Source organism: Sneathiella sp., assembly GCF_002694385.1.
Lineage (GTDB): Bacteria > Pseudomonadota > Alphaproteobacteria > Sneathiellales > Sneathiellaceae > Sneathiella.
Genome location: NZ_NZMB01000004.1, coordinates 92582 through 106784, shown reverse-complemented (window position 1 = coordinate 106784; position 14203 = coordinate 92582). Strand labels below are relative to the sequence as shown.

At 53.7% G+C, this 14203-nt stretch carries 10 protein-coding genes and 1 pseudogene; 5 read left to right on the top strand and 6 right to left on the bottom strand.

What is annotated here, in order from left to right:
- Window position 1: 1 nt before the first annotated feature.
- The 5 genes from ngg to CMN55_RS01215 form a co-directional block, all read right to left on the bottom strand.
- Window positions 2–1774 (bottom strand): N-acetylglutaminylglutamine synthetase, encoded by a 1773-nt coding sequence (gene ngg, locus CMN55_RS01235; protein WP_293947700.1) that lies wholly within the window; start codon window positions 1772–1774, stop codon window positions 2–4.
- 13 nt (window positions 1775–1787) lie between these two features.
- Complete coding sequence (locus CMN55_RS01230; protein WP_293947699.1) at window positions 1788–3566, bottom strand: N-acetylglutaminylglutamine amidotransferase; 1779 nt, start codon at window positions 3564–3566, stop codon at window positions 1788–1790.
- Window positions 3567–3705: 139 nt separating this feature from the next.
- The gene (locus tag CMN55_RS01225) at window positions 3706–4182 is read right to left on the bottom strand and encodes a sll1863 family stress response protein (protein ID WP_293947698.1); all 477 of its coding nucleotides are present in this window, start codon (window positions 4180–4182) and stop codon (window positions 3706–3708) included.
- A gap of 35 nt (window positions 4183–4217) precedes the next feature.
- On the bottom strand, window positions 4218–4502 hold the full coding sequence (locus CMN55_RS01220) for a sll1863 family stress response protein (RefSeq protein WP_293947697.1): 285 nt from the start codon (window positions 4500–4502) through the stop codon (window positions 4218–4220).
- Between the two features lie 309 nt (window positions 4503–4811).
- On the bottom strand, window positions 4812–5582 hold the full coding sequence (locus CMN55_RS01215; protein WP_293947696.1) for a Crp/Fnr family transcriptional regulator: 771 nt from the start codon (window positions 5580–5582) through the stop codon (window positions 4812–4814).
- A 101-nt stretch (window positions 5583–5683) separates the two neighbouring features.
- On the opposite strand from CMN55_RS01215, the gene CMN55_RS17420 reads away from it, so the two are divergent.
- Window positions 5684–6262, top strand: coding sequence for a dodecin (locus CMN55_RS17420; RefSeq protein ID WP_459253631.1), 579 nt, complete (start codon window positions 5684–5686; stop codon window positions 6260–6262).
- Between the two features lie 75 nt (window positions 6263–6337).
- Here the strand turns inward: CMN55_RS17420 and CMN55_RS16935 are convergent.
- Window positions 6338–7159 (bottom strand): annotated as a pseudogene (locus tag CMN55_RS16935) (enoyl-CoA hydratase).
- A gap of 284 nt (window positions 7160–7443) precedes the next feature.
- Between CMN55_RS16935 and CMN55_RS16930 the strand changes: the two are divergent.
- The 4 genes from CMN55_RS16930 (at window position 7444) to CMN55_RS01195 (ending at window position 14098) form a co-directional block, all read left to right on the top strand.
- Entirely contained in the window at window positions 7444–7881 is a 438-nt protein-coding gene (locus CMN55_RS16930; RefSeq protein ID WP_366931929.1) for a universal stress protein, read from the top strand.
- Between the two features lie 13 nt (window positions 7882–7894).
- A complete protein-coding gene (locus tag CMN55_RS01205) occupies window positions 7895–9445 on the top strand; it encodes an alanine/glycine:cation symporter family protein (protein ID WP_459253630.1) in 1551 nt (516 codons plus the stop codon).
- A 178-nt stretch (window positions 9446–9623) separates the two neighbouring features.
- Window positions 9624–11306: a hypothetical protein gene (locus CMN55_RS01200; protein WP_293947693.1), complete on the top strand. Its 1683-nt coding sequence runs from the start codon at window positions 9624–9626 to the stop codon at window positions 11304–11306.
- 137 nt (window positions 11307–11443) lie between these two features.
- Window positions 11444–14098 carry a non-ribosomal peptide synthetase gene (locus CMN55_RS01195; protein ID WP_293947692.1) on the top strand — a complete coding sequence of 885 codons (2655 nt, stop codon included), beginning with the start codon at window positions 11444–11446 and terminating at the stop codon, window positions 14096–14098.
- Window positions 14099–14203: the final 105 nt, after the last annotated feature.

Sequence of the window (14203 nt, the reverse complement as noted above, 5' to 3'; positions counted from 1 at the left end):
TTTACTCCGTCTCTCTGATTTTTTTTCGGTTAAGTTCCACTGTCTGCGGAAACAACAGATCAATAAAACGTTCCGCTGTCGGCTGCGGATGATGATTGGCCAGCCCCGGTCGCTCATTCGCCTCAATCACCACATAGTCGGCGCGTTCGGGGGACTGAACCACAAAATCCATCCCGACAACGGGAATCTCCAGCTTTTGCGCTGCCCGAATGGCGGCATCGCGTAAATCGTCATGCAGGGTATCCGTCACATCATGAATGGTGCCGCCCGTATGCAGATTAGCCGTTCGGCGAACGGTTATGCGGGCGCCCTCAGGCAGAATGTCGGACATTTGATGTCCGGCCGTCTGGACACAGCGAAACGTCTCGTCATCCATGGGGATGCTGCTTTCCCCATCCGTTGCAGCCACTCGCCGTCGCGACAGCTTTTCGATCAGCTCTTTAACGGTTGCCTCTCCATCCCCCTTGATTGTCGGAGGTTTGCGAAGCGCCGCCGCGACAACCTGGTCATTCATCACAATGACCCGCAGATCCTGGCCCTCGACATATTCTTCGAGAATAACGGAATCGCAGATCGCTTCGGCATTCCTTATTGCCGCTTTGACATCTTCTTCGCTACGGAGATCCACCGCAACGCCCTGCCCCTGTTCGCCGCGGGCCGGTTTGACCACGATACGATCATGCCGGGCACAGAAGTCGGCCCGCAGCCGATCATCCGTCACAGTCACCTGATCGGGCAATTTTAAACCGGCCTGTGCGAGCAACCGGTGTGTCAGACGTTTGTCATCGCAGCGGCTGAGCGCGACGGCGGAAGTGAGATCACTCAAGGATTCCCGGCATGCAATGGCACGGCCGCCATGGCTCAGCCTGAAAAGACCTGCCTCTGCATCTTCCACTTCTACCTGAATGCCGCGCCGCCGCGCTTCATCAACAATAATCTGTGCGTAAATGTTCAGCTTTGCATCTTCGGCCGGGCCAATATACAACTTTTCATTTATCGGGTTTTTTCGCTTGATACTATAGACGGGGATCTGCTCAAAACCGATCTTGCGGTAAAGGGCAATCGCCTCATGGTTATCATGCATGACGGAAAGATCCATAAAACTCCGCCCTGCGGACGCCCGGGAGGCGGCCAGTGTCCGAACCAGAGCTTCCCCTATCCCCGGGTAGGTCGCCTGGGGATCGACCGCAAGCGCCCACAGGCTTGACCCGTTGTCGGGATCCTGCATCGCCTTTTCATGATCTACCGACATCACGACACCAATGACATCGCGGTTGCCCGTCACCTCCTCTGCGATCAGCACTTCCACCGCCGGATCAATCTGCTCCGGGCTGAAATAATTCTCGCGGACCGGCACCATGGCGCGCCCAAGATAAAGACGGTTCACGGCCTTTTCATCACCGGACACCCCTTTGCGAATTAGGAACTGCTGCGGATTTGCCGGTTGTATGCGACGGCGCTTCAGATCAAGCCGGAAGGTGTGCGATGGATCAAGAAACAGCATTTGCGGCGCATAGGACAGGACAACATGCGGCTCCCGCACATACATCGCAACGTCACGCTCACTCTTCGCCTCTTCTGCCAGCGCTTTTGCAAGCGCCTCGCCATCATCGAATGTCTGCCCGAAGAGAAGCCGTCCCCAACCGCAATCAGCGGCGATATTTCGGCCGATCCGATCCGCTTTAAGACTGTCCGGCGGCTCTCCCCAGTTTTTGAGCGACGCCTGGGAATCCCGTATGGATTTGTCCGTCTCTGTCTCTTTCGCTGCCGTCATCGCCTGTCCCTGTTCATACACCGTGGGTTTGCAGCCAGAACTCAAGTGTTGCGAGTTGCCAGAGTTTCGAGCCGCGGAGTGGCGTGATATGCATTGTCGGATCGGCGAGCAGTTCCTCGACATACTCTGATCGGAACAACCCACGCTCTCGCGCCGCCGTCGAATTCAACGTATCGCTGACAAGTTCTAGATATTCCCCATCGACATATTTGAGGGCGGGGACGGGAAAATACCCTTTTGGCCGATCAATCACTTCTTCGGGAATGATCCTGCGTGCCACATCCTTCAGGATGCCCTTGCCGCCGCTCGCCAGCTTGTGCCGCGACGGTATCTTCGCCGCCAGCTCGACCAGCTCGTGATCAAGAAACGGCACCCGCGCCTCCAACCCCCAGGCCATGGTCATGTTATCGACCCGCTTTACCGGATCATCGACAAGCATCACATTGGTATCAAGATCGAGCGCTTTTTCAACCGGGTAGGTGCTGCTGTTTCGGTCAAAATAAGCCGCAACAAAATCACGGCTGTAATCCTGCCCTATATAATTTTCCGAAATCGCCCGCGCATATTCCTCGTGATCCCGGTCAAAGAAAACTTTTGCATAGTCGCCAACCGGATCATTCGTTTTTTCAAGTGGCGGGTACCAGTGATAACCGGCAAATATCTCATCTGCCCCCTGCCCGCTCTGCACCACCTTTACCTGCTTCGAAACTTCTTCCGACAGCAGGTAGAAACCTATATTGTCATAGCTCACCATAGGTTCGGACATGGCCGCGAAGCATTTCGGCAACGCCCCCAGCAACCGGCTGGACGGCACCATTGTCTTGTAATGGTCCGTGCCGAAATGCTGTGCGATCAAGTCGGAATATTGAAATTCATCGCCTTTTTCACCATGGGCCGCCTCAAAGCCGACGGAGAATGTTTTCAGCCCCGTTTGCCCGGCCTCCGCCAGCAGACCGACAATGAGGCTCGAGTCAACGCCGCCCGACAGCAGCACGCCAACCGGCACATCGGCGATCATACGGCGATCCACCGCGCGGCGAAGGGCGGTTAACAGCTCATCCTGCCATTCTTCGGCGGGCCGGTTTTCCTCCTCCGCCGTGCGGGCGAAATCAAGCTGCCAGTAACACCTGTCCTTTTCGGTGCCATCCGGTTCAATCACTCGTATGGTCGCCGGCGGCAGTTTGCGCACCCCCTTAAGAATGGTGTAGGGCGGCGGCACAACCGCATGAAATGACATGAAATGATGCAGGCCCGCCGGGTCAATCGTGGTATCAACCTCTCCCGCCGCGAGGAGGGCGGGCAGGCTGGAGGCGAAGCGCAGCCGTTTGCCGTTCGCCCCTGGCGCAAGATACAGCGGCTTGATGCCAAGCCGGTCACGGGCGAGGATCAGGCGACCGCTGTCCCGCTCCTGAATGGCGAATGCGAACATTCCCTGAAAGCGTGAAACGCAATCCAGTCCCCAATGCGCGTAAGATTTGAGGATTACTTCGGTATCGCCATCGGAATGGAATTTGTATCCTTTTTTCTCCAGATCCCGCCGCAAATCGCGATAATTATAGAGACAGCCGTTAAAGGCAATGGACAGCCCATGTTCGACATCGACCAATGGCTGATGCGATCGCTCGGACAGATCAATAATCTTGAGGCGGCGATGCCCGAGTGCCGTCTGGCCAAACAGATAGGCGCCTGCTGCATCAGGACCCCGCGGCGCCATCGTCTGCATCATTCGGCTGATTGCCGAAAGTGAGACCGGAGAGCCATCGAAGGTGATTTCTCCACAAATTCCGCACATGTGTTTTTTATCCTGTTTTCCGACAGACTGTTTTCCCGCCCGCCGTGACATATGGATCACAATCAAGTGTGACGGGCGGCAACAAACCCATAGGGATGCCGCCGCCAGTCACCGTTTTTTTCAGGACATCATTCGATGATTATTCTGCCTTTTCAGAACCGATGACATTCTGCCAGGCTTCCTTCACTGCCGCCCATGCATCTGCCAGGCCGGCTTTCATGTCATCCCAGGTGCTGTCTGCACCCTGCTGCATGGCGCCAAACTGTTCGCCCAGCATGTTACGCTGTTTTCTGAGCTCTACGAGCGCCGCAGATGTTTTCTCCCGCGTGGCTTCGGACATATCCGCCCATTGATCCCGGGCGTCCGCTTCCAGCTCATCGATTTCCTGGTCAAGCTCGGCGAGGGTTTCCTTGATGCTTTCAACAGCCTCATCGCGTTGATCAACCGTATAGTTGGAGATCGAATCGAATGTCTCCGAGATTTTAGCCTGGACATCCTCAACGGAGACATCGCTTTCACTCGTTGTCGCGGAGGTATTTGCCGCAAAGGCGACGGGAGCGCCAAAAGCCATTGTTGCGGCTACGGTTCCAACTGTCATTGCTTTTAGTATTTTCATGAAATACTCCTATTTACTATTTACGTTAAACGGGCTTATTTGAAACGGGCTGCAGCTTTGTTCACCGCATCGCCCAGATTTTTCCAAGCCGATTCCATACCAGCTTTCATGTCTTCCCAGGCATCGTCTCCGGCGTTGTTCAATTCATCAAGCCGGGCTTCAGCCTCTCTTTTCTGGACACGCAGCTCTTCAATTTCTTCGTGATACTTCACCCGTGCCTCGGCCTGGGCGACATCTGCTTTTGCGCGAAGCCGATTGATTTCGGCTTCCCATTGGTCGAGCTGTGCCCGCAGTTTGTTTTCGAATTCTTTCTTTCCCATAGTGGCGCTCCTTTCATAATGGCGTCGCTATTAGCTGGAGCCGTGGGATAGTGGCGGACGACATCGGACAGAATTGTCCTTAACCCTGCGGTTCCGCCGGACTTCGCCAATCGCACGATGTATTCCTTAGCCTGCCATGCGGCAGGTACGGATTACCCGGACAATCGGCGCGTTGTTTCGACAGGGCCTATTGTGCAAATCCGGTCGTTGACGGCATTAACATGGTTTAATATGAGTAGATTTTTACTCACTTATGGCGCAACCAGTTGATAATAAATAAAAAATTTTTATTATTTTAATGCCAGCCGCTTAACCGACAGCGTCATTAACACAGTCCTGTGTCAAGGCGGACTGATCAAGAAAGGTCTGGTCATAACCGGCCCGCTCGCTGAGCGCCTCCTGATCGATGATCTTTAAGCGTCTGGTCTGGGGATCCAGTTCAATCATCCGGTCATTGCGCAGCTTACGCAATGTCCGATTGACATGCACAATGCTGAGACCAAGCGTATCGGCCAGCACTTCCTGCGTTAGCGGCAGGAAGTAATCGCTCCGTCCCGCTTTATCAACAAGCTGCAATCGATGCAGCAGTTCCAGCAGCAGATGACCGAGACGTTCATAGGCATTACGCCGTCCAAGCCGGACAATATGCTCCATAAGGATTGCCTGTTCCCGTGCCCGTGCCCAGGTAAGCGCCAGCGACAGATTGGTAGAGTTATCGCAGATATCGGCAATTTTTTCGGCGGGAATCCGATGCACCCTGACAGGAGTCAATGCCTGAACCGAATCATCGGACAGGTCAAACAGGCTCTCACGAAACCCGAAAATATCGCCCGGCAACAGAAAGGAAATAATCTGCCGTCCGCCATTGGGAACGATTTTATAGCGGATAGCCCAGCCCGATTGCAGTAAATATGCACTCGCGTTCTTCTCGCTTTCCTGAATGATGTCCTGATTTTCATCAAAGGCCATACAGTCGCGCGTCAATTCTTCGATTACCCTGATTTCTGCCTCGGACAGGTCAACATAAGACGAAAATTTCGCAATAAAAATCTCTGCATCCGTCGAAATTGTATCGCCCATATTCGGCATGTGTCCCGGTTAAAAAATCANTATCAGAAGTCTNTCNGTCAGCATCATACAGATGGGATTGGCGAAATTGTGATCAAGCATAACCTATGTAAATGCGTAAGCCCGCCCTTTTCCCCANNCTNTNCNTCCATATGAAGAGGAGCGAGATTGTTGCCTTGAGTAATACATCAGACGCCATATTCGGGAAAGCGGCATTGAGCATATTNGAAAGTCTTGCTCTTGCATTGTTGGATAATGCCGTACTGGATGAACGCACTGTGCAGGAATTGCTGGAAGACGCGGCNGATTCGCACAGACATGCTNTAGCCCTCTCTCCATCNATGGCGCAAGAAATNGAGGCCGCNAACAGGATAGACCGGCTTTTACAATCCATTCTGACNATCCANCANTACCGCAACAATAACTCGCCGCCCTATCTGCGTGNNCCACNCNGCAAGCCCCCCGGGAAAGGAGAATATGACATGAGTGACAATATCTANTCCGTGACAGAGCTGGTTGGCAGTTCGAGNGTGTCTATTGAGGACGCTATCGAGAAGGCNGTAACGCGCGCCTCCCAGACCATCCGGAACCTTGACTGGTTCGAAACCAAAGAGATCCGCGGCCATATCAAGGATGACAANGTCATCCATTATCAGGTCGTACTGAAAATCGGNTTTAGATACGAAGACTGAANAAANNCCGCCGNATAGACGGCNCACGGATCAANATTCNATTCCGCCCCNGNCTGTTCTGCCGCGATGCTCTGTTTATNTGCCGGTAAAACGGGCGGGGCGNTTCTCCAGNAAATGNGCNACCCCTTCCTTGAAGTCCTCGCTGGCAAAGCTTTTGATCATTTCTTCNTTACCGATCGCAACGGCTTCGTTCANCGTCTGGAACATCGCCCCNTAAACCTGACGCTTCATGACCGCCATGGAACGCGGCGAGACATTCTGCGCNAGATCCGTGGCATAAGCCATCACCGCTGGCATGAGCGCACTCGCTTCATAAANCTGATTGACAAGCCCGAGCGCCAGCGCCTCCTCCGCCCCNANACGCCGGGAGGACAGCANCAGATCNAGNGCCGCNGCNTGCCCGATCAGGCGCGGCAGCATCCAGGAAATTCCGTGCTCNGCAATCAGGCCTCGCTTGGCAAANGCCGTCATGAAAATTGCNTCANTNCTGGCAAACCGCAAATCGCAATAAAGGGCGATCACCATCCCAAGGCCNGCNGCAGGCCCATTAATNGCNCCNATAACCGGTTTGCTGAGAGCGGGNAAATAGGANTATTGNGTCTGAAANTCGGGACGAATGGCGGCNTTATAAGCCGCTGTNCCAGTGACAGGGCCTTCGCGTTTNTCCGCGCCACTTTCAATNCCGCTTAACANATCCATATCNGCCCCGGCACAGAANCCCCGCCCCGCTCCGGTCAGCACGATNACCCGGACCGCCGCATCCTTTTCCGCCGTTTCCATNGCNCTGCGCACCTCACGNTCCATCACCCGCGTCCAGGCATTCANCTTGTCCGGCCGGTTCANGGTNATAACGGCCACTCCGTTTTCTGTATCNCANNCNATATGTNCATAGGTCATGACACNCCCCTTTCTTGTTGTTTGAATTCCACCATACATTACATCNCNNTGNCGNCGCATNAANTTTTTNCCCGCNCNAATCAATTGAATCAAAATAGNTTTTNATCAAGANAACAATACAGTTCCCATAATATAGTTTTATGCATTANTATGANTTCAGGGGGACATNAAAATCTACATTCCTGNTTTCCGNTTTCAGGATCAANTCCTCCAAATATTAACGTACTTTCAATGGCCTGCTAACGAAAGTGCTCAANCGGTACTTAAGAGGAGGGTAAGTAAAAATGACAACTTNACTGGTAATTGGCCTGGANGGCCATGAGTCGGGGGATCGCGTCNTGGAATATGGCAAGCGNATGGCGAANCTGATAAAGGACTGCGAGCTTCTGCTCGTATATGTTGTTGAATGGTCTCCCTATTCATTCCAGACGGCAGANGAAAATGCTGTCCGCCACAAACGGCGGGAGGAAGANATTTCCACNGCNATGGAACGGGTTGTTGATCCGGCNGTAGCAANTCTTAAGGCTGCGGGGNTTGCNGCNCGGGGCATCGTCCGTCACGGCGANGTTGCCGATATNCTCAACGATATTGCGAAAGAGGAAAAGGCGGAGCAGATCATTGTCGGCCGGACATCCAGCAGCCGGATACGNTCCCGTTTCTTTGGCAGTTCAACGTCNAANCTGGTGATGAATGCATCTGTGCCAGTAACCGTCATCGGCTAAGGGGGGAGTCGTTATGAAAAAATTCTATNCNGCGCTGCTTATCNCATTCGCAGCCNTCATTACCGCCAGGTCGGCATTTGCACAGGAAGCAATGACCATNGACCAGCAAGTNAACAGCATGTTCGCNACAATNACCGGGCCTTTNGTCAATTTCATTTTTGCGCCCATNCCGGGNACCAGCTTTCCCTGGATCGTNATGTGGCTGGTGATCGCGGCCAGTATTTTCACCATCTACTTCGGCCTTGTCCAATTCCGCTTCTTTGCNCATGCAATTCGCCTCGTGAAAGGCGATTATTCGGATCCCAATGATGCCGGTGAAGTCAGNCACTTTCAGGCGCTNGCNACAGCCCTGTCNGGAACTGTCGGCCTTGGCAATATTGCGGGGGTGGCGGTGGCCATCGGCATTGGCGGGCCCGGCGCCACATTCTGGATGATCCTCGCCGGACTGCTCGGCATGGCGTCGAAATTCACGGAATGTACGCTTGGCGTCAAATACCGCAACGAATATGCTGACGGCACCGTTTCCGGCGGCCCGATGTATTACATCTCCAAGGGCTTTAAAGAGCTTGGCATTCCGGGAGGCAAATTTCTTGCCGTTCTGTTCGCCATTTTCTGTATCCTTGGCGCGCTTGGCGGCGGAAATATGTTTCAAGCCAATCAGGCCCATGCGCAGATTGCCGGGATTGTCGGGGATTATCCGGGCTGGATTACCGGCCTCGCCTTTGCCGCAATTGTCTTTGCCGTGATTGTCGGCGGCCTCAAATCCATCGCGAAAGTGACAGAGAAGGTCGTTCCCTTCATGGGCATTCTTTATGTCGGCGCGGCAATCATTATCCTTCTCGTCAATTATGACAAGATCGGATGGGCCTTCGGTCAGATTTTCGAAGGGGCCTTCACCGGTCTCGGCGTTGCCGGCGGCATGGTGGGCGCACTGATCCAGGGTTTCAAGCGCGCCGCCTTCTCGAACGAGGCAGGTGTTGGTTCCGCCGCCATTGCCCATTCGGCAGTACGGACAAAAGAACCGATCACCGAGGGATTTGTCTCGTTGCTTGAACCGTTCATCGACACAGTTGTTATCTGTACGATGACCGCCCTTGTCATTATCATCACGGGGCAGCTCATAATTGATCCGGTAACGGGGAATTATCTGCTGGATGGTTCCGCCATTGCGACAGTTGGCGGCGTCTCCGGCGTGGGCCTGACATCTGCCGCCTTTGGCTCCGCCGTCAGTTGGTTCCCTTATGTCCTGGCGATTGCCGTGGTGCTGTTTGCCTTCTCGACAATGATTTCCTGGTCTTATTATGGGCTGAAAAGCTGGACATATCTGTTTGGTGAGGGGAAGACGTCAGAACTGATCTTCAAGCTGATTTTCTGCGTTTTTGTTGTTATCGGCGCGGCTGCCAGCCTCGGACCGGTTATCGACTTCTCCGATGCGGCCATTTTCGCCATGGCAGTTGTCAACATCTTCGCTCTTTACTTCCTGATGAAGGTCGTGAAAAAGGAATTTCATTCTTACAGCGAACGCCTCGCCTCTGGCGAGATCAAACGTTACAAGGGGCATTAATAGTGGCGGGAGGCGTTTGTAAAAACGCCTCCCGCTTTTCGGAATAAACCGTCACGGCATTTCCGGGCTCACCCTAAAACATCGTCTAATTAAGAATAAAATGGTATTTTCATTGCAACAGGCAGTCAGGATGCCTGCGCGGCAATGGATAGCGTCAGTCAAGTCGGGGGTCGGTGCTATGAAAAAACTCACTGCAATTCTTTATTTATCTCTCGCCCTCATGGCCGGACCGACATCGGCCAGCGCCGCTGATGACAGGATCATTGAAGGCGCGCTTGTTGATATCCAGAAATATGAACAGCAGTTTGCCGGCACCGCACCTGTGAACAAGGCCGCAATCAACAGAACGCTCAAGCTTCTCACCCTGACCCGGCAACGACTGGACAGCGCTGCGGACCATTCACAGCCCGCCTGGCAGGCGGCGGATACGCGATATAATGCCTTGGTTGCCCATCTCAACAATCTGGCCAACCCGGCGGGAGCCACCACGACCGCATCACCGCCGCAAAAGACGGCCCCGCCCGCCCCTGCGACACCTTCATCCATGCCCCCGGCTGAGACAACCGCAACCGGAACCACAACTGGCAGCGCTCCTGCCCAACAGATGATTTCGCATCAACGGGTTCAGGTGAACAAGCTGGACCGGGATATCAAAAGTGCGACAGCAACCGTAGACAAGGACGGACCCAAACCGTTTCAAGACCCTCAATATGTCCAAAAAATTGACAATGCCCTGACTCGTTTCCGCGATACTTACGCGAAATTTACAGAATTTAAAGGCGATCCCGATGTCGATAAGGCGGCGAGCTCCCTTGCTACATTTGAAAATATGATCGCCTTCGGCAAGGATCTGGCCGCCAAAGAGCTGGCATCTCTTGGCGATGTTCAGGCGCGCTTGAATGAAACAGAAGGGCAGATGCGCCAGGTCGGCGCTCCACAAGCGCCCATGCAGCCGTTTGAGAAGGGGCAACTCGAAGCATGGCTGCGCAGCCTTGCCGCCAATCGCAAGGCGGCTATCGCCATTTATCAGCCCCTTCCCGAGATCAGGGAGCGTGCGTACCTGCCCAATAATCCCGGCACCGTAGAACAGGGGGCACCTTATGATATGCAGGATGTGGACCGGATAGAGCGATATTTACGCGATACCGTCAGCCAAATTGATGCCAGCCTTAAAGAATTTACGGAACAGCTTAGCAACGCGGTCAGAACGGAAACGGACAGTCTTTCCTTCTATGAAAGCTTTGATCCCGCCGATCCGGAGACACAAGCGCAACAGTTTCTCGGCGCCGGACGCGCTGATGACATCCGCCAGCAGCTTGCAAAAAAGCATCTGCTGGTCAGCGAGGCCGCAGAATATTCACGGCTCCTCAAGCATGACACGCTGGATGAACGCCTTGCCCTCCTCTCCCGTATCGAGAATGTGTCGAAAGGCTATGAAGAAAGCCGTTTGAAAGCCCTCGAACTGGTCCGGATGCCAAAGGCAGTGACAACAGATACAAAGTTGCAGGATACTGCAATGAAAACGCTGCAATCTTATGACTATGTCGGTGAGATCAAACGCCTTGTCATCAATACAGAAAAGACGCATCGCAAGATGGAAACCAGCGAGGCCGAATTTGACAAGATCGACGTGGGGGCGGGTGGCAAGGTAACGCTGTCAGGGACTCAAACCACTTACTATTATGAGTGGGATGAATTTCAGGTCGCGACAGCGGAGCCCATTGAGGACACACATTATATCTTTTACACAACCCTCAAATATTACACTTCCGGCGCCGCCAAAACACCGCTTAACCGTTGGATCATCAGCAATCGCATACAGGGAAGTGAAATTCCACTTGCCAATATTGAGCTGGACTGAATGTCCTTACATGGGGATCAAGAACCATCTAAGATCGCCCGAAAATACCTGCATCTGACGCATTCTCTCGACACGCGTTTGTAAAACTGCAATGTTTTTTCCATATTAAAGCCGTATTGTTGATTAAATAGAATTGCATGAATTCGCATCAAACATTCGACAAAGTTCTGCTTCACTGGGCAGAACAGACCCCTGACGCCGCCGCACTTGCAGGCGCCGGTCAATCTGACCTCAGCTACTTTGATCTGTATGAAATACTCCGTGAAAGCCGCCTTATGCTTGCCGGGAATGGGATAGGCCGGAATGATCGTGTCGCCCTTGTTCATTCTGGCGGGGCGGAAATGGCCGCAGCGGCCATCGGCATCAGTTCGCTCGCGGCTGTTGCGCCTTTCAGTCCAGCAATGTCCGCAGGCGAATTTTACCTGCATTTTCAGGATAAAAAAATCAGGGCTCTCGCATTGGAAAGCGCCCTGCCCTCCGCCGCGCGGGAAGCGGCGGTCCGACTACAGATTCCTGTGCTTGATATTGTGCACGACGATCCCGCAATTGCCGGAAAAATACGGTTGTCCGGCCAGACCGGCCTGCCCCCGATCCAACCGGAAAGCCTCTGCGAAGAGGATATGTTCGTTATTTTTACCACATCGGGAACGACCAGCTACGGCAAGACGGTCCCGCTTTCCCATCGTCTGATGCTGCCCCGTATCCGAAGCATGGCACGGATGATGGATTACAGGCCGACTGACCGCGTTCTTAACATCATGCCGCTTTTCCATACCGGCGGATTTTCCGCAGGCATGATGGCAACGCTTTACAGCGGGGGGACATTCTCCGCGATCAAAAATAATGATGTGGATGCCCTGTTCCGCTCTCTCGCAACATTCCGGCCAACGGTGATTGCCGGAGGTTATACGGTTTTTCACTCCATCGAGCGAAAAGCCTCCGAATATGTAAATGAAATCACGGCCGCAAAGGCACATTTACGCATGCTGCGCACCGGCACGGGACATCTGGACCAGAAAATCGCCCGGCGACTTGAAAGCATTTTCGAGACGCCGGTGCTGGAAGCTTATGGTTCCGCCGAGACAAGCTTCATGGCCTGTACGGGTATACCCCCCGCACCGCGGAAAGACGGCAGTGTCGGCCAGCCTGATCGCAGTCGGGTCTTTATTGTCAACAGCCAGGGCGAGCCTTTGCCTCCCCTTGAGAAAGGCGAGATTGCCGTTACGCGGCAAACTGCCTTTGATGGATATGAGAACAATCCCGCCGCCAATCGTGAGGCTTTCTCACAAAACTGGTATCATACGGGCGATGAAGGCTATCTTGATGAGGACGGGTTTCTGTTTATCACGGGGCGGATCAAGGAAATGATCAACCGTGGCGGGGTCAAGATCATCCCGACAGAGGTGGATCAGGCGGCCCTGCGCCATGAGATAGTACGTGAGGCGGCGAGCTTTCCACTGCCGCACCCGACCCTGGGCGATGATCTTGCCCTCGCCGTCGTTGCGGAGCCGGGACAATCACTTTCCGAAGACAGCCTGAGAGACTTCCTCAAGACACAGCTTGTTCCGAACAAAATTCCGTCGCGCATCCTGATTGTTGATGCAATCCCCAAAGGGGCAACCGGCAAGGCGCAACGACATAAGCTGGCCGATCAGTTAGGTCTTCTGACCACCAAGAATAAAGTTGAAACCCCTCCCGCGGCGGCGCGGGGNGCCCTTCCCGCCAATACCGNATTACTTCAAAAGATCTGGCAACAAATCCTCGGCCGTGACGATATCGGTCTTGATGATAATTTTTTTGCCCTTGGCGGCGACTCCCTGCAGGCGGTAGACCTGTTCATGCAGATCGAAAAGGAACTTGGGCGGCGGCTGCCGCGCGACGTCCTTTTTCAGGCGGGAACGGTACGGGAAATGGCCCGGCTCATCGAAGAAGGAGAGGCGGCTGACTGCATCGTCCCCATACAACCAAAAGGCACCAANCCGCCGTTATTTTTTGTGCATCCGATTGGCGGGGAAGTCCTCGGCTACCGCAAGTTTGCCCGCTATCTCGATGCAGATCAGCCGTTTTTTGGAATCCAGCAGTATCGTAGTGAACGCGGCCATTCCCGCTTTTCCTCGCTGGAGGAAATGGCCGATTACTATCTTCAGGAAATTCGTGAGTTCCAGCCTGTCGGCCCCTATTATCTTGGCGGTCATTCCTTCGGCGGGCTTATTGCCTATATCATTGCCCGCAAACTCGCGGAAAAGGGGGAGGAAACAGCGTTTCTCGCGCTACTCGATACCTATCTTCCCAACGCCCGGCGCCATGTTTCCCCGACACAATGGCTTCATGCCCATTACCGGAAATGGAAGGCATTGCCCGCATCGGAAAAGGGTCGCTATATCCTGACAAGGGTTCGTAATATTGCAAAAGGCGGAGTGCGCAAGGCAAAACTGATACTTCTGTCCCGGCAGACGAGAAAAGTTGGCGCCGACAGAGGCAATCATGACCTTGGGATCAGCAACCAGGATATCAATGCCCTCAATCTACGCAGCTTTCGTCCTGAACCTTATAACGGAAATGCCGTCCTGTTCAGAACAGAGCTCCCTGTCTCCTTTGATCCGGCGGTCCATGACGAATGGCAAAATCTGATTCTGGGGGACCTTGAAATCTGCGACATTCCAGGCGGCCATGTCGAGATCATGGAAGAGCCGATCGTCCAGAATCTTGCTGTATTGCTCACGGAACACCTGAACCGGCGTCAGCAGGAATATGTCCTTACCGCCACACCGCAAGTCCGAATGGGATCATAACAGTTTTCACACACCCAGAGATTGATTTTTCCGAATTAATTTCTCAAAAATCAAAGCTGTCCGTAGATTTTTCCCGGAAACTTGTCCAGTATTACGTCGGGCGCA